Source organism: Nocardioides luteus, from assembly GCF_000960475.2.
GTDB classification, from domain to species: Bacteria; Actinomycetota; Actinomycetes; order Propionibacteriales; family Nocardioidaceae; genus Nocardioides; species Nocardioides luteus_A.
In genome coordinates, this window is the sequence record NZ_JZDQ02000019.1 from 44,700 (window position 1) to 65,304 (window position 20,605).

Consider the following 20,605-nt stretch of genomic DNA (forward strand, 5'->3'; position numbering starts at 1 on the left):
TTTGCAGGTTTCTGCGCGGGAGGTATCACGCCCCGATTCGGCCGACTCATCTATCCAAAGGCTCTGTCCCGTTCGGGGGTGGGGCATCTACGGATGGGGTGGGGGAATGCCACAAACCGTGCGGAAGTACTGGGGTCCCTTCCAGGGGCGGGTGACCCTGAATTTCAACTGGGACGCGATCAACCATGACTCCGTCGTGCTCGTCACGGCGTCGGAGTACCAGGTCACCACGCCGGTGACCTCCGAGCATCGCTTCATCGGTGCCGCGAACATCACCGTCGACAACATCGCGCCGCACGGGCCGCCGTACGACAACAACCACGGCGTCACCTTCGTGGTCAACGTCGACTGGGGCAGCCCGCTGAACATCGTCACGGACATCACCGTCCTGGACAGTGCTCCCATCGAGGTCCAGGTCTAGAACGGGGCGCTCTGATGCAGACGATTCGAAAGATCTGGGGTCCTTTCAACGGCCGGGTGAGCCTCAACTTCAACTGGGACGCGATCGACCAGGACTCGGTCGTGATCGTGACGGTCTCGGAGTGCACCCCGGACGGTGTTCGCTTCATCGGTGCTGCGAACATCTCTGCCGACAACGTCGCGCCGCACGGACCGCCGTACGACAACAACCACGGCGTCACCTTCGTGGTCAACGTCGACTGGCCCGAGCCGCTCCACATCGCCACTGACATCACGGTCCTCGACGCAAAGCCGGTCGAGGTCCAGTTCTACGAACCCGACGTCAGCCACAACCTCGGCATGCGCACCCAGTACCAGCAGAGCAATCTGTGGTGCTGGATCGCGACCGCGGTCAGCGTCGACCGCTTCTACGACCCGGCGAGCACGTGGACACAGTGTCAGGTGATGACGCAGATCGGGCAGGAGATCAACGGCTACCCGACGGACACCAGCGCCTGTCCCACGGATGCGGCGCTACGGGCCAACCCTGTCCTGGCGGCACGGCTCGCCGATCCGTACGACATCGCCGCCCGGTACGTCATGGACGACCCGGCCCTCGGCGTCGACCGGCGCTACCTCAAGTCCGGCGGTGTCACCGACGCCTTGAAGAAGACCAACAACCTCGCCAGCTGGCAAGGCCCGGGCGTGACGCTGGACCAGCTGGCCCACGAGGTCAACGCCGGGCGGCCCGTCATCGCCGGGATCACCTGGAACTCCGGCGGCAGCCACTACGTGACCATCGCCGGGGTCCAGGGGGAAGGTCTGCTCATTCTGGACCCGGTCAACGGTCAGTCGCTGACCGAGTTCGGGGAGTTCCCGGGCACCTACTTCGGCGGCGCGACCCTCGACGGATATGCCTTCACACAACCCTGAGAAGCTCAACACACGGCGATACGACTCACCCAGCTGCGGGACTGGAGGTCGATTGCGCGCCGTATGGCGTCGTCGACCTCCGTCCTGTCGCAGCCACACAGGCGAAGGCAGCCTGCGGCGATCTCGATGGCGCGGTCCCTGTCTACGTCGCTGCCATCGGTACGCAGCGTGATGACGCCCTCCACCTGCTGGATCAGCATCGAGCCAAGCGCTGGGGGAGAGGTGGTCACTCCGTGCCTGGCGGCGACCCTCGACCCAAGATCCGCGTACGCCTCTACGAGCTCGCCATGGGCCTGACGGAACCTCGCGTAGTCGAGGTTGGTGGCGGAGATGACGTCCGGCTGCCGGTACAGAACCCCGACGTTGTGCGGCACCCGCGCGAGCGTGTCGATGTCGACCAGTGCGAGCAAGCACAGAGCGGTCTCGACTCGTTCCGGGGGCACCAGGGCGACGATCTCGTCGACCACCATCTGCGTCGGCCTCACGGTCGTGGCGAGCAGTGCAGCGAGGATCTCGTCTTTGCCGGCGAAGTGGTAGTAGAGAGATGCCTGGCGGATCCCGACCGCCTCGGCGATCTCGCGGGTGGAGGTCGCGGCGAACCCTCTGCTGGTGAACAAGCGCGCGGCCGCTTCCAGAACCTGCTCGCGTGGTGTGCCTACGCCGTTGTTCGGAGTAAGTCGTGGTCGGCCTGGTCGGACCTTGCTGAGCGATGACATCCGAGTCTCTCTGTCGCTTTCCATGTTGCTGGAGTCCGGGCGGACAGTGGCTTCGAGGCCCATCCGTCCGCCCGGATGCCTTCAGCCTCCTCGAATGGGGCGGAGCATATGAGGCCTTAATGAGGACTTTTAGCGGTCATTCTGTAGTGCGCGATAGAGTTGATGAGGCGGGGCGAGGTCTATACCGGAGGAAGGTCATGAGCGATGGGATTGGGAACGTCCTGCTGAAGGCCGCCCGGCAGCATGCCGGGTTCGGATCTCAACAGGCGCTGGCTGATGCGTTGACGCGCGCCGCACCGCAGTTGGGCCTTGGCCATGTCGAGATCAGCGTCAGGCAGGTACGCCGATGGGAGTCGGCTACGCCGCCGTGGCCACGCTCGGACTATCAGCGCCTCCTCACCCATGTCCTCAACCTGCCCATCGAGCAGCTCGGGTTCACCGCGCCCTGGGACACGATGCCGGGAACGCCCTCCAGGCCCGAGTCGCCACAGAAGCGGGAGTCGACCCGTCGCTCCCCACGTCCGACGGCCCCGGCGGGAGCCCAGCCCGTGACGATCGCCGCGGACGTCACCGCCATCATGGCTGCCTACCGCCGCATGTATCCCACCGTCGCGCCCGGGCACCTGCTGGCTGTGTTGGTCGAGCACAACCACATGGTCGCCGGGCTGGTGGAAGAGGCGACCGGAACGATCCGCGAGCGGCTCGCTCTGTCGCTTGCGGAGTCGCTGTTGCTCGCCGGGCGAATTGAGTTCTTCTCGCTTCAGCGTCCTGCGGATGCCGATGCCACCTACATCAACGCGCTCCAGATGGCCGCAGTCGCCGACGACTCGCTGCTCGGCTCGGCCATCTTGGCGCACACCGCCTTCATCCCCGGTTGGGTCCAGGACACCGACCTCACCGCGGACCGCATCCGTGCAGCGAGGGTCTACGCCCGCCGCGCTCCCGCGTCGGTGGAGCATCTCGCATGGTTGGACGCGGTCGAGGCCGAATGCGCCACCATCGCTGGCAACTATGACCAGGCGCTGAAGCTGATCCACCACGCTGAGGACCTGATGGCCGAACCCAACGAGCATCAGCCGCCCGACTGGTTCACCTGGTTCTCTCCGATGAGACTGGCCGCCTTCAAGGGCAACACCGAACTCAAGGCCGGCCGCATCGTCCAGGCCCGCGCGACGTTGCAATGGGCCATGGACTCGGCCACCACTGGCGACGAAAAGCAATCGCCGGTGATTCTCGGCGACCTGGCCGCCGTCGAGGCAGCCGCCGGCAACCCCGAGGCGGCCTGCGACTACGCCGAGCAGGCCCTCGACAGCCTCGCGGTCAACTGGTACGCCACCGGCATGGAGCGGATCATGACCGTACGTAAGGCCTTGGACGCCCACGCCGATCTCGACTGCGTCCGCCGCCTCGACGACCGCCTCTACGGCTGGCACAACACGTTGAGCGCACTACGTCACTGACCGGGATCGTTGAGCGCTGCGATCCGTTCGGGCAACTCGGCCAGTGTCGAGATCCGGATCGTCGCGATCTCGTCCGCCTCCGGGTCATGTTCCTGGATCACGCCCCACGGCCCTCGGCGGATCAGCGCCGTCGCCATCCCCGACTCGTAAGCAGGCCGGACGTCGTTGTCGAGCCGGTCGCCGACATAGAGGATCTCCTCAGCCGCGTACGGCACCGCCTCGATGACACGCTCGAAGAACGCCAGGTCCGGCTTGCTCGCACCCCAGTCGTCCGAGGTCGCGACCATGTCCACAGGAAAGTCCAGTTCCCGCAAGATCCGGCCGGCGTTGATGGTCTGGTTGCCGGCAAGCCCGAGCCACAATCCGGCAGCGCGGAGCTCTTTCAGTGCGGGCCGCACGTCGGGATAGATGTCGTTCTCTCCGAACCACTCGGGCTGACCAGCTTCCTCTCGCTTCCGTCGTTCCTCGGTCAGATCGAACCCAGGCCTGAACACCTGGAAGGTCTCTCGGTAGTCCAGCCCACGGGCGATGACGGCCCCGAAGACCGCGGAGAACGTGTGACGCGGCACCCCCAGCCAGTCCGCCCACGTGTTGTACTCCCGTGTCTCGTTCACCACGCACTCGCCGACGTCGAACACCACCGCACGAATCATGGACCCGGATCCTTCCACACGTCATCAGCGCTCACCCGTCGGTACTTCTGATGCCGGGCGAGTTCCGCTAGTCGCGCCGTGGACTCCTTGAGGCGTTGGCGATGAAATTGCGCTGGTTCTCGAGAATCGCGGCGGTTGCTTCGCTGACACTGACACCCCAGCCGCCGGCGAGAGCTGCAACCACCTCTGCGATGTGGTTGGGCTGAGCTGGCCCTCGGGCCCCGCGCGCGTACGGACCGTCGGTCTCAAGAAGCGTCCGGTCGCGAGGGATCGCTCGAAGGAGCGTTGTGAACTTCTTTGAGCGAACCATGGCGATGTTGTAAGAGAAATAGAGGCCGGCGTCCAGCGCGGAATCGATCGGGGCCGTGGGTCCGGTGTACCAATGCAATACGGCGGGAAGCTTGGCCTGTGCGAGGAAGCTGATGCTGTCAGCTTCGGCACCCCGGCTGTGGACGGTCAGAGGGTGTTGCCCTGGTTGTGCTTCTGCGAGGACGGCGTCGAATACACGGAGTTGGTGCTTCTTGGTGGCGGCGCCGTGTCGTGAGAAGTCGAGGCCGACTTCGCCGATCCAGGTGGTTTCGGGTACGAGTCGGAAGAAGCGTGCGAGGTCGCTGGGTGTGAAGGTGTGGGCTTTGAGCGGGTGGAGTCCGAGAGCGACTTGGACGTGGTCGCGTGGCCCGAGCCGGGTGCGCAGACGTCGGTACTCTTCGGGGCTCTCGGTAACGGCGATGATAGAGGTGTTGGCCTCAGCTGCTCGAATGACGGCGACGGGGTTGGTGTAGGCGCTGACGTGACAGTGGGTGTCGAGCAGGTGGGTGGGGTTCATCATCCGGTTCCAGTTAGTGGTGGCCGTGTCGGGCGAGGTGTGCTTCGGTGTGGTCGGTCGCGTCCTGGAACCACTTTCGCAGTTCTGTTAGGCCGCCGCGCCAGACGCGGATGAAGGCCTGGTGTTCTCCGTTAGGGATAGGGCCGTTGCGGAGGATGTCGCGGTCAGGGTGGTCGTTGAATGCGCCCTTGATTACCGCCCGTAGGTCGGCCGAGCGGGCTGTGTTTCTGTCGAGGAGCCCTTTGCCAGTCAACGCGTCCCAGGAGTAGTGCTTAAGGGGATTCTCGTCCCATCCGACATGTGACATTGAGGCTCGACGAATGAGGCAAGGAAAGCAGTAGCCGCAGTTCCCCTGCCTCCTGCGGACGTAGCGCGCGGCTTCAGGATGGGAGCAGGACACGCTGTACGGTGCTAGCCGTTTGAGGAGTTTGGGGTTGAGCGTTTCGGCGAGGAGTTCACCCTTCGTTTTCAACCGGTACGGGTTCCGGAGCGGGTTGGAGACGCCCAGTTGCTGGATCATCTGCTGCAGGCCGTAGATGAAGTGCGGGTGCGTCGTGCGGGTGCTGTAGCTCCCGCTCCTAGCTCGGGTTAGCGGGACGTTGATCCCGATGAATCCGTTCTCGGGTATGTAGACGGGGGTTCGGGAGTTGACGGATGCCGCGAGTGCCAGCGCCGTTGTGAGGAACAGGAGCGACCTGGCGCGGGTGGTGTTCTCGCGAGGGCCCGGAAGCGGGCGTAGCTGTGAGTTGTTCGCTGGGGCGGGCCGGAGGAAGAGTTGTTTGGTGATGAACCGGTCCGATCCATAGTGGGCTTCAAGCTCGTGGAGAAGTTTGTCCTGTGCCGTCGAAGCCTGTCCGCCCTCATTGTGCGAGACGAGGCAGAGACGGCGGTCGGGGTCTTCCTCGAGGAGGTCGATGACCCCGGTAAGGGAGTCGAGGCCGCCGGAGAACAGGCAGACAGCGTCAACGGGGCCGACGGGAGTCACGGCGTCAGGGACTCGATCGAGTCCGTTGAGTGGGGACGCCTGTTCTCTGTACGTCTCAATGGTCCATTGGTCGCCGGTTAGGAAGTTCAGGACGGACTCGATGCCACTTTCCTGCCACTGCTTGGGGTCGTTGACGGGGATGGTGATGTTGAGGTTGCGGGTCCAACTGTCTGCGGCCCCGGCCCGCAGGGCGGTCTTGTCAGCGCAGTAGGTGGCTGCGCCGAGCAGGAGCAGGTCAAGAGCCTCGCGTGGGGGGCGCCAACCATCGAGGAATCTGCCGCCAGCTCGTTTGCCGAGTTGAATTGTTGCTTCGGGACGACCTGGCGCCCAGTCGAGGACGCGTACCTCGGGGTGGGTGGGAAGCTGCCTGGAAAGGTCAGTCCGGACGTGGTAATCGGTCATGCGTGGTCCTTTGCATCGAGTGCGCTGATTGCTTCGTATGCCGACCCCATCGCACTTTCCGCGATGGCCTTGCCTTGTGCGCCTTCCCAGTCGATGTTGCCGACGCTGTTGGGGAGCGTAATGCCGACGAGGTCCTCGATGATGTCGCGCATCTGCTGGTCGGCTTGACGTTGAGCCGCGGGGTCGAGGCGACTGAGTCGCTCGGCGACAACGGGCATTCGGTTGTAGATGTACAGGGCCAAGAAGCGTTCGAGGAGGTTCTTGAGCTCGGCTTCGGTCACCCCGACTCCAGCGAGCTCTTGCCATGAGTCCGCGTCGCCGAAGAGTTCGTCGAGGATGTCGCAGCCAGCATCGCGTGCAGCTTGGGCGTCGAGGTCGTCGCCGTTGCCACCGATGAAGGTGACGAGTTCGTCGAGTACGACAAAGCGATCTTGCCCGACGAGCTGTACGAGCCCGAGGGAGTCAAGGGTCAGTCGGACGCCTTCTGTAGCGAAGCCAGAGAGGAGTGCGCCGAGGCGTCTGATGCCTCTGATGCCGGCTACGCCGGTTGAGGCGGCCGTTGCTGCACCGCCGAGAACCGCGACGTGACGGGCTACTACTCGTTCGGCTCGTTCTTTGGAGCCCGTGCGGCTGAGTCCGCGCACGTAGCTGGTTGTAGCGACCTTGAGTGGCGTCCAGTCGCCGCCTCTGCCTGTGGTGCGGTCAGCTGAGGTCCCCACTGGTTCCCGCCCTTCTTTGCGCAGTTCGTGATGTCTCCAGGACACGTCGAAGTGCGAGGTTGTCGCTGGCTGCCCATGTGTCGAGGAGACTGATGACGTCAGGGTTGTCCGATGGGAGGCGAAGGACGGCCTTTGTCGCAGCTTCGGGCGGGATGGTCATCGCGGGGACCCGCTTCAGCACGTCGCATACCTGCTGAACGATGTCGGGGATCTGTTCTGCGAGTTCGAGGGCAACAGTCAGAGCGATGGTCGCTGGGGCGCGCTGCACCCGCTCAAGGAGGGCCTCCATGAACTGTGCTCGCTCTGCGCTGTCGAGGTCCTTGACCTGCTGGTAAAAGTTGCGGCGGCTCGCGTTGACTTCGTTCTGGACCTGGGCAAGGAGTTGCTGGAGGGCCTGGGTTAGGCGTGACGCTGAGACGCCGAAGGAGAGCTTGTCTCGGGAGTAGGTGAAGTACTTCCGAAGGTCGACGCCCTTTAGCGGTGGCTCGGCCCGGAGCCAAGTGGCGATGTGCGGCTTGTCCGCCCAAGTCTGAGCATCAGTCAGAGGTACGGGTGGGATCGGCACATTCACCGGGTCTACTTGGGCCTTCTTCGCGGCTCGAGGCGCGCCAGCCTTGGCGATGGGCGATTCCGACGGACTGGGGGCTGGCGCGGCACCGCGGGCGCGGTCCTCGGCTTCAGCGATCTCGGGACAACTTCCGCCAGCGACGACCACCCAGTCGAAGAGCTTCTGGAACTCGGTTTGGTGTTGATCCTCGAGGACCATGAGCTTGGCCAGGATAGGGAGTTTGAGGTCAATGTTGCGGCGGGCCGCACTTCGGTACTTGAGGAGCAGGTTGTTGAGGAACCGCTTGAGTTGGCGCGGGTTACCTCGAAGGGACGTGCTGAGGATGGGCGTTATCTCAGCGGCCCAGGACAGATCGTTGGCTAGTTGTTCTGGGACGGCACCGAGGGCTTCCCCTGCGATGCCGATGTTGAACGCGACGGTGAGATCGCCCGTAGCGCGTGCCGCGTCGGCCGCTGCCCGGACCTTCGCGAAGTCGTTCGCGTCTAGATGGAGTTCCGCAAAGAGCAGGTTGACGTATGTCTCAGCTTCGGGTGCGGAGAGCGGTGGGATTGCGACCTTAAGTTGAAGCATCTTCTCTAGGTAGTCGCGGCCAATACCGGCGCCGTCCTGCTTCGTCAAGTCCGGGTAGCGTGAGTCGATTGCAGACTCGACGACGGTCTGGTTCAACGCGAGGACGTACGCGGTATGCGGAGTGTTCAGAAACAGCCGGATTGCCTCGAAAGTATCTACAACTGTTTCGGGGAGGCATCGGTCGAGGTCGTCAATGAGAACGACGATTGCTTCGTAGGGGGCCGCGGCAACGAGGCTGCCGAACAGAGTCCTGAACGTCTTGATGTCGTCTGGGTAATCAGCAGCGCCGTCGGATTTATCAACGACTTCGGGAGGGTCTGCGAGCGCACTGCTCACCTCTCCCGCGATGGCGCCTGCGCCCTTGGTGGCGATGTCTACCAATGCAGAGTCGAGGTCTGGGGATGTGAGTTGGAGGACAATGGGCGTCGCACCGGCAGCCATTGAGGCGCCAACTCGCCCGCTGCGCCGCCCGAACTTCTTCAAGCCCTCGACGATCTTCATTAGCCTCGTAATTTCGGCTTTCAGGGCTGGGGCGCTCTTGCGGAGCGCATCGAGGATTGAGCTCATCAACGCCGTCTTCACGTCGTCGTAGTCCTCGTGCTGCCAAGGACTGAACTCGACGACGAGATAGCGTGGCTTCGGTTCCTGTCCGTCCTCACCTTCAACCTCACTGGTCAGGGCTGCGACCTCGCTCCCTGCAATACGCATCAGGCTGCTCTTGCCCGAACCCCAATCACCGAGGACGCCTACTGTGAGAGGAAGGAGGCGCGGCTCCGTGAGTGCGACGACAAGGCCGTCGACTAGGAAGTCGAACCCGAGTAGATCGAAGTCAGCCTCGTTATCAGCCCACACTGCACATTCCCCATTTCCAAGTCGTAACTCGCTCTATGGTCATGCCGAAGTTACTATTCGGCGCTTCCGAAAGCCGCGTAGAAATGACGCCGGTCTGCGCCATCGGTCCGTGATTCGGGAAGGGCGAAATATCCCGGAATCGAATCTCTCTGAATGAGCAAGATGTGTTCGTCTCGGATGGTCTGATCAGTCGTTGTCATCCCGGGGGTCGTCCCCAGGTGACGGCTGCGCGTGCTGCTGGATCAAGAGTCTCGGCAAGGATGACGTCTGGGCGGGCCCCGAGAGCGCCGTTGATGCTGGAGAAAGCCGTGCGCAGCCCGGCGTAGATGGTCAGCGCGACGATCTGAGGCTCGCTGAACCCCGCATCGCGGAGACGCTGGATGTCTTGCGGTGTGCTGCTACCTGGTGAGCGAGCGACGGTACGTGCCCAGGCGGCCAGCGCCTGTTCGCGCTCGCTGAACGGTTCGTCGTCGGCGGTGAGGGCGGCGACGGCGGTTTGCGGGTCTGCCCAATCGGACAGGCGTTTGCCCCACGCGACGGCACAGTAGGAGTCGCCGATCTCCGCTGCCTGCGCGAGCACGATCACGGCCTTGTCGCGGGGTGTCAGCCCTGCGGCATCGGCCGTGGCATCGAACAGCTTCACGAGCTCTTCCTTCGCCTCCGGCTGATGTGCCCACACGCGGGTGAGGTCCCAGACGTAGCCGTCGTCGGCGAGATCCTCGGCGTACAGCCTCTCCTGCCCGGCGCTCGGCGCAGGTTCCTCCAAGAAGGTCACGCGCTCAGCAGATCGACAGCGTGTTTACCTTGCGTCGCATTGGGGACGTACATCCCCTGTGTTGGGGAAGAGAGCTCGCTCACGGAGTCCCTCCTGGATGAGCGACGGACACGGGGTGATCGGCCGTCTGGCTGGTCGCGCGCGATCACTAGGCTTGCGGCGTGAAGGCGAGAGTAGAAGAGGGCCGGTTCGTCGTGAGGGAGACTGAGCACGGTACGGATCGCCGGATGTTCGGGGAGTTCATCGGCCCGCGCGGTGAGCTGGCTTCGTACGCCTTCGGGTGGACGTCGGAAGCGGATGAGGGGCGGATCTCGATCGGTGTCGGGGCTGGCAAGGAAGGCGGCGGCACGTTTCATGCGGCTGTTCTCGAGCGTGACGGTCGCATCGGGTACGCGCTGATCGATGAGCCGTTCGAGGACGTACCTCAGGGCGGACCGCATCTGACGGCTGCCGCGGCCCGTGCGCATGAGGACATGGCGTTTGCGTGGGCTGTGGTCGACTCGGTGATGGAGCTCGACCGTCGCGCGGTGTGGCTGCGCCACTGGCTGCGTCGGACGAAGATCATCACGACGGCACCGGTCTTGACGGGCGATGAGGCTGTCCTCTTCGTCTCGCGCGATGCCGACGACGGTTTGTGGCAGCTGATCGGGGCGTCGAAAGCCACGATGGACGGCAGCCGGGTGGGACAGCTCACCGATCTCGTCGACACGGATCCGACGCTCGTGACTGTCCTGGACCTCGAGCCCGGGGAGAGCGCGATGAGGGATCAGGCCGGCGGTCCGTGGGCTCGCTACGACGTCGACTCGCGCCCCTTGAACAGGCCGGGTCCGTTCCTCAGGGGATCGCGCTGATCGCATATGAGCGGGACCTAGGAATGGCAGCATAGGAAACCCGTCAGCAGGAGGCCCCATGCCCACTACAGCCACATTCGTCTCACCGGCCGACGGCACTGCGCTCTTGACTCGGACGTGGGGGCAGGAGCTGGCCGAGCCGCGGGGTGTTGTCCAGATCGCCCACGGCATCGCCGAGCACGGGCAGCGTTACGACCGGCTCGCACGGGCTCTGGTCGGGGCTGGGTACGTCGTGCGGGCGGTCGACCACCGCGGTCACGGCGGGTCCGTCGCTTCGGCCGACCAGCTCGGTCATTTCGACTTCGAGGCGCTGGTGGCCGACGTCGCGGCCATGGGTGCCTCGCTGCGCGAGGAGTTCCTCGGGATCCCGGTGTTCCTGGTCGCGCACTCGATGGGGTCCTTCGCGGCGCAGACGGTGATCCTGGACCGGTCCGATCTGTACGACGGGGTGGTGCTCTCGGGCTCGACCGCCCTCGACGTACTCGCTGGTGCGCTCTCGAGCGACGACGGTCCGGTCGGGCTGGAGGCGTTCAACGCCGGGTTCGAGCATCGGACCGGGTACGAGTGGCTCTCGCGCGACGAGGCCGAGGTCGATGCGTACGTCGCAGACCCGTTGTCCGGGTTCGATCTGCCCGACACCGCCGTGCCTCAGCTGTTCGCCGGCGCCGAGCGTCTGGCCGACCCGGCAGCCCTCGGCGGGATTCGCTCCGATCTGCCGATTCTCATCGTCTCCGGCGACGCCGACCCCCTTGCCGGAGGGGGCGCCCTGGTCGAGCTGCTGGGGCAGCGTTATCGCGAGGCCGGATTGAAGGATGTGACGGTGACGCTCTACCCCGAGGCGCGCCACGAGATCTTCAACGAGACCAACCGCGATGCGATCACCGCCGACGTGATCGACTGGCTCACGGCTCATTCCTGATTTCCGCACGGCCAGGGATAGATGGTCTCGCGTCTTCCTGGTTCACCCGACTGAAAGGGCGTGAGATGAGTCGGACCTCGTTCGTGAGCAGACTTCGCGACCAGGTCGTTCGGCCGCTGATTCACAGCGCGCTGGTGGAGCAGGAGATCCCCGACGTCACCGTCGCGGTCGTCGTCGGCACCGAGTTCAACAACTCTCTCCGAGAGCATTGAGAACAGCCTTGGAGGTATCCCGAGGACGGGCACGAGTACGTCTGGGCCTACGTCACCTATCTGCCCACGAACGAGCGTGCCGGCTGGCGGTTGGGGCGCTCGGAGGACCTTCACGATCCAGCTGAGTTGGTGAACGCGCTCTGGCAACTGGGGTCGGATTTCGAGGACTGGGTCTGTGAGACGTCGTTCGCGTGGGGTCAGCAGCGCCATGCCCGGGTTCCAAAGATTCGAGATCTGCCTGAATGGTTGATCGTCGGAGAGTGACGGTCACTCACGACAAGCGGAGCAGGTCTCGAATGTCTTTCTCCACGAGCTCGATTTCGCCCGGCTCGAGATCGTGATCGCCGAACATGGTGCCGGTTGCGCTGTGAGCCCAATCAAGAATGGCGTCTACGTCGACGTCTTTGCCCGAGATGCTCCCAGGGTCGACGTCGGGGTCGAGGAGGGTGGACGCGTGTCGGTTGAGGGCGGCGTGCTCGTCGGGGGCAAGGTTTCGATGAAAGCGACGCAACAGTCGGGCGAGCTGGTCGAGGTTGTCCGTGCGATGGCTGTATTGGATGAGCGCGACGAGCTCGTGCATGTCCCAGTTGTTGAGCCTCGACTTCCGGGATATGCGACGTCGGGCCCAGTCGAAAAACTCCTTCTGCTCGTTGCCGTCGCCGAGCTCGGAGATGGCCGTGGCCGCCAGAAGACTCGCCTCGCCGGAGCGGTCTCGGAGCGCGGCTACGTACGTGGTCATGCCATCAGCGGCGTACCGGATCCGGAGCGTCTGGAGAGCTGCCGCCCTGCAGGACGCCTTCGCGCTCGAGCTCGCCTCGTTGACCAAGAAGCCCAGCGGCGGCAGGTCGCCGCTGGTGCAACTCAGGTACTGGACGAGCGGTTCCCGCCGCCAGTCCGTGGGACTCGGCAGTCGCGCCATGACTTCCGCTGTGGTGATCGAGACTTGCATGCGAGCTCAGCTCTGCTTGGTGATGGAAGGTCATGATGCATCGCCAGATCTTCCTGCGTGTGGCGATGCCACGAGACTCCCCAGAACTCAGCAGCGGAGGAGGCGTCCGGACCGACGTACGTTCGCGCTTCAGACGTACGGCCGGATGGCGTCGATGATCCGCGACCAGTTCTCCGCGCCATACCCACGGGAGCGTGCCCAGGAGTAGTGAGCCTGGACGGCGCGGGGGAGGTCGGCGTCGATGCCGGCGGCCTCGCTGGCCTCGACGAGGTGGTCGGCGGTGGCGCCCATCATCGTGACGGTGCTCAGGTGGCCGGGGTGCTGGCCGGCCTCGAGCTGGGCGCCGAGGTCCTCCCCGGCGGCGAGCATCGGCGGGATGCCGGCGAGGGTCTGCATGAGCTCGGGCAGAGCAGCCGACGGCTTGATGCCGCCCGTCTCCAGCAGCGCGACGGCGTGGAGGAGCGAGGAGAGGGAGGTGAGGAAGATGTCCAGGTTGGCCTGGTACATCAGCTGCGCGAGCCCGGGATCCTCGCCAAGGTAGCGGACCGACCCGACGCGGGCCAGCGCGTCCTGGTGCGGAGCGAGTACGTCGGCGGGGCCGCTGACATAGACGTACGCATCGGGTGTTCCGACCATCGGCGCCGGGACCATCACGCCGCCGGTCAGGAAGTGGGCACCGTGCGAGGCCACCCACTCCGCACCCCGACGCGTCCCGTCCGGCGACTCGGAGCTGAGGTTGACGACGGTCCGACCGCTCAGCTCGGAGGTGGCGGAGTCGAGTACGTCGTACATCGCCTGGTAGTCGGTCAGGCTGAGGATGACCAGGTCGCTCGCCGCGACGGCCTTCGCGGGCGAGTCGGCCAGCTGGGCGCCAGCGGCGACGACCTCGTCGGCGCGCGAGGCGGTGCGGTTCCAGACGGTCACCGGATGCCCGGCCGCGAGCAGGCTGTGGACCATCGCCTGACCCATGGGGCCGAGGCCGACGACGGTGATGGCGGCAGGAGATTGACTCATGAGAGCAATCCTCGGCGCATACGTACGATGGCGGGAGTACCCACTATTTACTGGGGTACTTACCACAAGGTGAGTGAGGAAGAACCCGATGGCGAAGCCACGAAGCGGCCCCTACATCTGCGGCATCGACGCCGCGCTCGACGTGGTCAGCGGCAAGTGGAAGGGGCTGATCCTGTGGGAGCTCGACACCTATGACGTACGCCGCTTCGCAGAGCTCCGCCGAGGCCTGCCGGGCGTCAGCGAGAAGATGCTGACCCAGCACCTGCGCGAGATGGAGCAGGACGGGCTGGTGCACCGGGAGGTGTATGCCGAGGTGCCGCCGCGGGTGGAGTACTCGCTGACCGAGCACGGCCGAAGCCTCAACGCCGCGCTCGGGCCGCTCGGCCGCTGGGGCATGGACCGCATCGCCCGCGAGCGCACCGAGCTGGTCGAGCACCGGGACGCCGAGATCCTGCCCCGACCGTCGTAATCGGCCTCAGGCCGAGACCGGCACGTGCTCGCGCAGGAACGCGAGCTGGTCGGCGATCACCGTGCTGAAGAGCGGCTCGACATAGGGGTCGAAGTGGCCGCCGGGGTAGACGCGTACGGTCGCGTCGGCCATCCGCGCAGCCGTCTCCTCCGCGACGTGGCGAGGGGTGATCGCGTCCGACTCGACGATCTGCACCAGGGCGGGGCAGGTGACGCCTCGGGCCCATCGCCTCGGGGAGTACAGGCCGATCTTGAGCACGATCCGCGCAGCGACCTCGACGGGGTAGGCGCCGCTCGCAAGTCCTGACTCGGAGATGAGCCTGTCCATGCCGGGCGCGGCGTCGGGGGTGGTCATCACGGCGGTCTCACCGGGCAGACCTGCCGCGTCGACGTAGACGGGTCCTCGTTTCGTCCAGGCGCCGATCTGGTCGCGGATGCCGGCCACCCCGACACGCAGGCTCGGGACGAGGCCGGTCGCGCGGACCGCTGCCGGGCCGCTGACGTGCGGGACCTGGGCGATGATCGCCGCGAGCGGCTCGCCCTGTCCGGCGAGGCTGATGACATGCCCGCCGGAGAAGGACGTGCCCCAGGCGACCACACGCTCGGCGTCGACTCCGGGAAGGGTGCGGGCGTAGGCGAGGGCTGCCCGCCAGTCCTGGTGCTGCATCGCCACGTCGAGCAGCTGGCGGGGCGTACCGGCACTCTCGCCGAAGCCGCGGTAGTCGAAGACGGCGACCGCGTAGCCCGCGCCGACGAACTCCTCGGCGTAGGCATAGAGCCGCAGGGCGCGGACGCCGCCGAAGCCGTGGGCCATGACGATCACCGGGACGGGCGCCTGCTGCCCGGACGGCTGGTAGACGCGTACGGCGCACTCGACGCCCTCGGACAGGAAGGTCTCGTCGGACCAGGTGAAACGGTGGCTCACGGGGACTCCCGGGGTTTTCTTGAATGGCGTACAAGAAAGGTAGGGCTCTTCTAGAACGGCAGTCAAGATAAGGTGGCGTGTGCCTCGAAACCGCAGACCACAGGATCGTGAGGAGAAACGGCAGGAGATCGTGCGCGCTGCGGCGACCCTGTTCACCGACGTCGGCTACGACGAGACGTCGACGACGAAGATCGCGACGGCCGCCGGTGTGACGACCACGACGATCTACTGGTACTTCGCGGACAAGGACGCGCTTCTCGTCGCGGTCCTCGATCATGTTCTCGAAGCCGCGCTCGCCGAGGCCGCACTCCACTCACAGCGTCCGTGGGCCGACCAGGTTCTCTGGGCCGTCGATCGGTTGGAGAGATATCGGCGGCTCGTGACCGTGGTGCACGCACGCGCTCCGATCTCTGAGTCCATCGGCGCCTGGCACGACGAGTTCCACCGCTTGGTCGACTCGATGATGGTCGACGGATTTCGGGATGCCGGTGTCCCGGAGAGCGACCTGGACGCGATGACGAAGATCGGAGTCTTCGTGGTCGAGGGCCTCTTGATGCACCCGCAGTCCGAGCAGGATCGTCGGGCCGTCGTCACCCTCCTCACGGGTCAGACCCGTCGAGGTTCAGGCTCCTCCTGACGCGTGGGCAGCCCCGCGGAGGCGAGCAGTGCCAGCTTCTCCGCGTCGGGTGAGCCGGCGTCGGGGTGGTAGACGACGAGCATCAGGTCGTCGGTGCCGTTGATCGTCAGCCGCTCCCGGTTGAGGGTGAGCTCGCCGACCTGAGGGTGGTTCATCCTGATCGGGGCGCCGGTCTGCGCGCGTACGTCATGGCGTGCCCAGAGCTGCCGGAACCGAGCGCTGGCCAGGGAGAGCTCGCCGATGAGCTCGATGAACCGAGGGTCGTCGATGTCGGTGCCCACCGCTTGGCGGAGGTTGCCGACGAAGCACTCCGTCATCGACTCCCACTCCGGATGGAACTCCTGCTGGCCCGGGTCGAGGAACTGGTCCCGCAGCTGGTTGCCGCCCGGCGCGAGCCGCGGCGAGAGCGCCCGGGCGAGAGTGTTGGCGGCCAGGATGTCGAAGTAGCGCCCCTCGATGAACGCGGGCTGCACCATCGAGTCGAGCAGCTTGAGCGCGCCGGGCGGGACGGTCTCCTTGCGCCGGCGCGGCCGTCGGCGGCGGGGAGCCTCGGCGACCAGCGACATCATGTGGGCGGTGTGGTCGTCGTCGAGCTGGAGCACGCGGGCGATCGACTCGAGCACCTGCGCCGACGGGTTGCGGTCGCGGCCGCGCTCCAGGCGCAGGTAGTAGTCCGCGCTGATCCCGGCCAGCATGGCGACCTCCTCGCGGCGGAGCCCGGGGACGCGACGTACGCCCACGGCCGGGATGCCCGCCGCCTCGGGCGTCACCAGCGCCCGCCTGGCCTGGAGGAATGCGCCCAACGGGTTCGTCGCCTCGCTCATGTCTCAAGCCTAGGTCGGCACCGCGCGCACAGAGGGGGCCCTGTCAGGCCCCGGTCTGACCAGGACTCTGGGCGGTCGGCGCCGGCCCACCTAGCGTCGAAGACGGCCCGACCGGGCCGACCTAGGAAAGGGAACGAAACGCACATGACCGTCGCACTGATCACCGGCGCCAACAAGGGCATCGGCTTCGAGACCGCCCGCCAGCTCACCGAGGCCGGCTACGACGTCTACCTCGGCGCACGCGACGTCGAGCGAGGGGAGAAGGCGGCCGCCGAGCTCGGCGCGCGCTTCGTACAGCTCGACGTCACCGACGACAGCTCCGTCACCGCCGCGCTGGCGACCATCGAGGAGGCCGAGGGTCGCCTCGACGTACTCGTGAACAACGCCGGCGTCCTCGTCGCCGAACCGCTCGACGGCCCGACCGCTCTTCAGGTCTTCGACATCAACGCCGTCGGGATCATCCGGGTCACCGAGGCCGCGCTGCCGCTGCTGCGTCGCTCGGAGAACCCACGCGTGGTCAACGTGTCCAGCAGCATGGGCTCGTTCTGGGCCAACACCACGCCCGGCCGGGTCGAGCAGGGGATGTTCCTGCCGCTCTACGCCGCGTCCAAGTCCGCCGCGACCATGCTGACGGTCCAGTACGCCAAGGCGTACGACACGATCCGGTTCAACGCCGTCGAGCCCGGTCCCACGGCCACCGACATGACCGCCGGCTACGGCATCGACGACATCGCCCGACCGCCCGCGGAGAGCGCGAAGATCGTCGTACGCCTCGCCACCCTGGACCTCGAGGTCCCCACCGGCACGCTCCAGGACAAGGACGGCGAGCTCGCGTGGTAGTCGTCACATCTGGTGGTTATCGGCCGTTCGCGATTTGGGCGGGGGAGCGGGGCCTTGTGAACCTGAAGTAATGAGCGAACTGAAAAGTGAGACCATCGCCGGCGATCCCGGCGCGCGGTCTTTCCTGGGCCAGCCACGCGTCCTCGCCAACCTGTTCGGCGTCGAGCTGTGGGAGCGGTTCAGCTTCTACGGCATGCAGGGCATCCTGGCGATCTACCTCTACTACTCCGCGGCCCAGGGCGGCCTCGGGATCAGCGAGACGGTCGCGCTCGGCATCGTCGGTGCGTACGGCGGCGCGGTCTACCTCTCCACCATCATCGCGGCCTGGATCGCCGACCGCCTGCTCGGCGCGGAACGTACGCTCTTCGCTTCTGCCTGCCTCGTCGTCCTCGGCCACCTCGGCCTCGCGCTGATCCCCGGGATCGCCGGGGTCGGCGTCGGTCTCGTCCTGATCGCGCTCGGCTCGGGCGGCGTGAAGGCGAACGCGTCCTCCCTCGTCGGCACCCTGTACGCCGCCGATGACGAGCGCCGCGACGCCGGCTTCTCTCTCTTCTACCTGGGCATCAACCTGGGCGCCCTGGTCGGCCCGCTGCTGACCGGGCTGCTGCAGAAGCAGTGGGGCTTCCACTTCGGCTTCGGCCTGGCCGCGATCGGGATGATCCTCGGCCTGGTGCAGTACACCCTGGGCCGCGGCGCGCTGCCCGCCGCGAGCCGCGTCGTACCCAACCCGCTTCCCGCCGCCGAGCGTGGCCGCTGGATCGGCATCGCCGTCGCCGCGGTGGCGCTCATCGTGGTGCTCAGCCTGACCGGCGTCATCACCGCACCGCGCCTGGCCAACATCGTGATCGGCATCAGCATCGTCGCCGCGGTCGCGCTCTTCGCCGTCATCCTCTCCAGCCGCCTGATCTCCTCGGTCGAGCGGAGCCGAGTGTGGGCGATGGTGCCCCTGTTCGTGGCCAGCGCGGTCTTCTGGTCGCTCTACCAGCAGCAGTTCACCGTGATGGTGGTCTACTCCGACCAGCGCCTGGACCGCGACATCTTCGGCTGGGAGATGCCGGTCTCCTGGGTCAACTCGATCAACCCGGTCTTCATCATCCTGCTCGCCGGCGTCTTCGCCGCCCTGTGGACCAAGCTCGGCTCCCGTCAGCCGTCGACGCCGGTGAAGTTCGGACTCGGCACCATCTTGATGGGGCTGGCGTTCTGGGCGTTCCTGCTGATGCCGAACGGTGCTCACTCGGTGCCGCTGATCGGCCTCGCGTTCATCCTGCTGCTCTTCACCCTAGCCGAGCTGCTGCTCTCGCCGGTCGGCCTCTCCCTGGCCACCAAGCTCGCCCCGGCTCGGTTCCAGACCCAGATGATGGCGCTCTTCTTCCTCTCCATCGCCCTCGGCACCGCGATGTCCGGCCGCCTCGCCGAGTTCTACGACGTCTCGAACGACAGCGGCTTCTTCTGGTGGGTCGGCCTCGCCTCGGTCGTCGTCGGTGTCCTGCTGCTCGTCGGCAACCGGCCCATCCGGAAGCTGATGGCCGGCGTGCACTGATCGCTGCGGCGTACGCGTCCGAAAGGATGACCCGGGCGAACGAGACCTCGTTCGCCCGGGCCCGTCGACGGCCGGGTGTGGGTCAGGCGTTCTTCCGGCGCCGGGTGAGGAAGGTCCCGATGCCCCCGATGCCGGCGAGCAGCCCGCCGACGGCGAGAAGCGCTCCGTTCGGACCGCCCGTGTTCGGCAGGTTCCCGGCCAGACCGGCATCGATCCGCGTCGGGACCTCGGACTCGGCCTTGGTGCTGGCGACGTCGGTGCTGGCGACCTTGGTGCTGGCGTCCTTGACGACCGCCGCGCACTTCTCCGACGTGTCGGTCTTGGTCTCGTAGACAGCCGGGATGACGACCGTGACCGAAGAGGCGGGCGAGTCCACCACGGTGACGTCCGAGGCCGGGCTGTCCTCCACCGTACGGGTGTCGACCAGATCCCAACCCTCAGGCACCTCGGCGGTCCAGGACGCGTCGGCCAGGTTCGTGGTCGGCTCACCGTCCTCGACGAAGTAGAGCGTGACGTCGGGGGCGGTGTACGCCTCCTTCGTGATCACGGTCTGCTCGTACTGCTCGCCGATCTGGGACAGGTTCAGCGGGTTGTCCTCGCCGTCCTGACCGTCCTCGTCGGCCGGGGTGCCCGACGTGGTGGTCCAGGCGGTGAAGTGGTCCCACTGCCACGGACCGAAGACGGCAGGAGTGGCCTCTTCGATCACGACGGTCTCGGTCCAGGCCTCCTTGTCCACCACGGTCTCCGTCCAGGCCGCCTTGTCCACGACCGTCTCGTCCCACGCCTCCTGGTCCACGACGGTGACGGTCTCGGTCAGGTCGCCCTCGGCGAAGCGGACCCAGCCCTTGTCGCCGTGCTCGTCCTCGCCGTTCCAGTCCGGCGTGTTCAGGTAGCGGACCTTGCCGGTCTCCTTCTGCCTGTAGGCGTAACCACGTTCCGTGACGCGAGTCTCCTCATGGGTGACCGCCTCATGGTGGACGACGTGCGTCTCGGCCGGGTGCTCGACCGTGTGGGTCTCGGCCGGGTGCTCGATGGTGTCGGTCACCGCGTCGGTGCCGGGCGTGTAGGTCCGGGTGTAGACCGAGTTGCGGAACTGGTCCTCGGTGACAGCCTCGTGGCTCTCACCCTCGACCACCCTCGAGAAGCGGGACTCCTCGTGGGACACCGCGTCGGTGTGCTCCACGTGCGTGACCGCAGGCGTGACCGTGGTGGTCTTCTTCTCGTCGGCGACCTTGACCTGAGAGGTCACGGTGGTCGTCTTGCAGTCCTGCGCGGCCTGAGCGCCAGGGGCTGCCACGACCGTGGCTACTCCGGCAACGGCTACCGCCGCGAGGCCGATCTTGGTGGAGCTGTGCATGTTCATGGGTTGGTTCCTTCATGGGTTCGTGCCCGTGGTGAGCAGGCAGGGCTGAGCGACCCGAGACCGTCGGGCGGCCAGGGATGCCCGCCGGGGTCGGCCTGCGCCGATCTCGGGTGGAATCGCGAGGACCTCTTGAGACCGAGGAGCAGGTGCGGCGCGTGGGCCGCCTCGGCGAGGCCTGTGAGAGGAGGGTCTCCCGGCGCTGTCT

The 20,605-nt window shown here is 66.2% G+C and carries 22 protein-coding genes; 10 read left to right on the forward strand and 12 right to left on the reverse strand.

The features are described from left to right. Positions 1-106 precede the first annotated feature (106 nt). Together UG56_RS14530 and UG56_RS14535 are read left to right on the forward strand one after the other, a co-directional pair. Positions 107-421 carry a hypothetical protein gene (locus UG56_RS14530; protein ID WP_045549105.1) on the forward strand — a complete coding sequence of 105 codons (315 nt, stop codon included), beginning with the start codon at positions 107-109 and terminating at the stop codon, positions 419-421. A gap of 14 nt (positions 422-435) precedes the next feature. Further along, positions 436-1,332: a papain-like cysteine protease family protein gene (locus UG56_RS14535; protein WP_071327090.1), complete on the forward strand. Its 897-nt coding sequence runs from the start codon at positions 436-438 to the stop codon at positions 1,330-1,332. Positions 1,333-1,337: 5 nt separating this feature from the next. Here the strand turns inward: UG56_RS14535 and UG56_RS14540 are convergent, their stop codons facing one another. Beyond that, positions 1,338-2,048, reverse strand: a complete 711-nt coding sequence (locus tag UG56_RS14540; protein ID WP_045549132.1) for a TetR/AcrR family transcriptional regulator — start codon at positions 2,046-2,048, stop codon at positions 1,338-1,340. A gap of 197 nt (positions 2,049-2,245) precedes the next feature. On the opposite strand from UG56_RS14540, the gene UG56_RS14545 reads away from it, so the two are divergent. Then, on the forward strand, positions 2,246-3,508 hold the full coding sequence (locus tag UG56_RS14545) for a hypothetical protein (RefSeq protein ID WP_045549106.1): 1,263 nt from the start codon (positions 2,246-2,248) through the stop codon (positions 3,506-3,508). On the opposite strand, the gene UG56_RS14550 is transcribed toward UG56_RS14545, so the two are convergent. The 6 genes from UG56_RS14550 to UG56_RS14570 form a co-directional block, all read right to left on the reverse strand. After that, positions 3,502-4,161: an HAD family hydrolase gene (locus UG56_RS14550; protein WP_045549107.1), complete on the reverse strand. Its 660-nt coding sequence runs from the start codon at positions 4,159-4,161 to the stop codon at positions 3,502-3,504. The genes UG56_RS14545 and UG56_RS14550 overlap by 7 nt on opposite strands. 67 nt (positions 4,162-4,228) lie before the next feature. Next, on the reverse strand, positions 4,229-4,987 hold the full coding sequence (locus tag UG56_RS27545; protein WP_084101084.1) for a TatD family hydrolase: 759 nt from the start codon (positions 4,985-4,987) through the stop codon (positions 4,229-4,231). Positions 4,988-5,000: 13 nt separating this feature from the next. After that, complete coding sequence (qatC, locus tag UG56_RS14555) at positions 5,001-6,374, reverse strand: Qat anti-phage system QueC-like protein QatC (protein ID WP_045549108.1); 1,374 nt, start codon at positions 6,372-6,374, stop codon at positions 5,001-5,003. Then, complete coding sequence (locus tag UG56_RS14560; protein WP_218145221.1) at positions 6,371-7,018, reverse strand: hypothetical protein; 648 nt, start codon at positions 7,016-7,018, stop codon at positions 6,371-6,373. Before UG56_RS14560 ends, qatC begins: the two co-directional genes overlap by 4 nt. A 58-nt stretch (positions 7,019-7,076) precedes the next feature. Next, on the reverse strand, positions 7,077-9,083 hold the full coding sequence (locus tag UG56_RS14565; RefSeq protein ID WP_045549110.1) for a P-loop NTPase fold protein: 2,007 nt from the start codon (positions 9,081-9,083) through the stop codon (positions 7,077-7,079). A gap of 196 nt (positions 9,084-9,279) precedes the next feature. Beyond that, positions 9,280-9,858 carry a carboxymuconolactone decarboxylase family protein gene (locus UG56_RS14570; RefSeq protein WP_045549111.1) on the reverse strand — a complete coding sequence of 193 codons (579 nt, stop codon included), beginning with the start codon at positions 9,856-9,858 and terminating at the stop codon, positions 9,280-9,282. 161 nt (positions 9,859-10,019) lie between these two features. On the opposite strand from UG56_RS14570, the gene UG56_RS14575 reads away from it, so the two are divergent. The 3 genes from UG56_RS14575 to UG56_RS28835 all read left to right on the forward strand — a co-directional run bounded on the left by UG56_RS14575 (position 10,020) and on the right by UG56_RS28835 (position 11,840). Beyond that, positions 10,020-10,709: a hypothetical protein gene (locus UG56_RS14575; protein ID WP_052693593.1), complete on the forward strand. Its 690-nt coding sequence runs from the start codon at positions 10,020-10,022 to the stop codon at positions 10,707-10,709. A 58-nt stretch (positions 10,710-10,767) separates the two neighbouring features. Beyond that, positions 10,768-11,628, forward strand: coding sequence for an alpha/beta fold hydrolase (locus UG56_RS14580; RefSeq protein WP_045549112.1), 861 nt, complete (start codon positions 10,768-10,770; stop codon positions 11,626-11,628). Positions 11,629-11,711: 83 nt separating this feature from the next. Beyond that, positions 11,712-11,840: a hypothetical protein gene (locus UG56_RS28835; protein WP_256206641.1), complete on the forward strand. Its 129-nt coding sequence runs from the start codon at positions 11,712-11,714 to the stop codon at positions 11,838-11,840. A gap of 271 nt (positions 11,841-12,111) precedes the next feature. On the opposite strand, the gene UG56_RS14585 is transcribed toward UG56_RS28835, so the two are convergent. Next, complete coding sequence (locus UG56_RS14585; protein ID WP_045549113.1) at positions 12,112-12,789, reverse strand: hypothetical protein; 678 nt, start codon at positions 12,787-12,789, stop codon at positions 12,112-12,114. A gap of 129 nt (positions 12,790-12,918) precedes the next feature. Then, positions 12,919-13,803 (reverse strand): NAD(P)-dependent oxidoreductase, encoded by an 885-nt coding sequence (locus tag UG56_RS14590; protein WP_045549114.1) that lies wholly within the window; start codon positions 13,801-13,803, stop codon positions 12,919-12,921. Positions 13,804-13,891: 88 nt separating this feature from the next. Between UG56_RS14590 and UG56_RS14595 the strand changes: the two genes are divergently transcribed. Beyond that, on the forward strand, positions 13,892-14,272 hold the full coding sequence (locus UG56_RS14595; RefSeq protein WP_045549115.1) for a winged helix-turn-helix transcriptional regulator: 381 nt from the start codon (positions 13,892-13,894) through the stop codon (positions 14,270-14,272). A gap of 6 nt (positions 14,273-14,278) precedes the next feature. Here the strand turns inward: UG56_RS14595 and UG56_RS14600 are convergent, their stop codons facing one another. Next, the gene (locus UG56_RS14600; RefSeq protein ID WP_045549116.1) at positions 14,279-15,196 is read right to left on the reverse strand and encodes an alpha/beta hydrolase; all 918 of its coding nucleotides are present in this window, start codon (positions 15,194-15,196) and stop codon (positions 14,279-14,281) included. 130 nt (positions 15,197-15,326) lie between these two features. Between UG56_RS14600 and UG56_RS14605 the strand changes: the two genes are divergently transcribed. Further along, a complete protein-coding gene (locus tag UG56_RS14605; protein ID WP_256206642.1) occupies positions 15,327-15,833 on the forward strand; it encodes a TetR/AcrR family transcriptional regulator in 507 nt (168 codons plus the stop codon). Here the strand turns inward: UG56_RS14605 and UG56_RS14610 are convergent. Beyond that, positions 15,803-16,657, reverse strand: coding sequence for a helix-turn-helix domain-containing protein (locus tag UG56_RS14610; RefSeq protein WP_045549118.1), 855 nt, complete (start codon positions 16,655-16,657; stop codon positions 15,803-15,805). The genes UG56_RS14605 and UG56_RS14610 overlap by 31 nt on opposite strands. Positions 16,658-16,801: 144 nt before the next feature. On the opposite strand from UG56_RS14610, the gene UG56_RS14615 reads away from it, so the two are divergent. Both UG56_RS14615 and UG56_RS14620 read left to right on the forward strand, forming a co-directional pair. Next, positions 16,802-17,497 (forward strand): SDR family NAD(P)-dependent oxidoreductase, encoded by a 696-nt coding sequence (locus UG56_RS14615; protein ID WP_045549119.1) that lies wholly within the window; start codon positions 16,802-16,804, stop codon positions 17,495-17,497. A 70-nt stretch (positions 17,498-17,567) separates the two neighbouring features. Continuing rightward, the gene (locus UG56_RS14620) at positions 17,568-19,037 is read left to right on the forward strand and encodes a peptide MFS transporter (protein WP_045549120.1); all 1,470 of its coding nucleotides are present in this window, start codon (positions 17,568-17,570) and stop codon (positions 19,035-19,037) included. An 82-nt stretch (positions 19,038-19,119) separates the two neighbouring features. Here UG56_RS14620 and UG56_RS14625 read toward each other — a convergent pair whose 3' ends face one another. Further along, complete coding sequence (locus UG56_RS14625) at positions 19,120-20,400, reverse strand: LPXTG cell wall anchor domain-containing protein (protein WP_045549121.1); 1,281 nt, start codon at positions 20,398-20,400, stop codon at positions 19,120-19,122. Positions 20,401-20,605 lie beyond the last annotated feature (205 nt).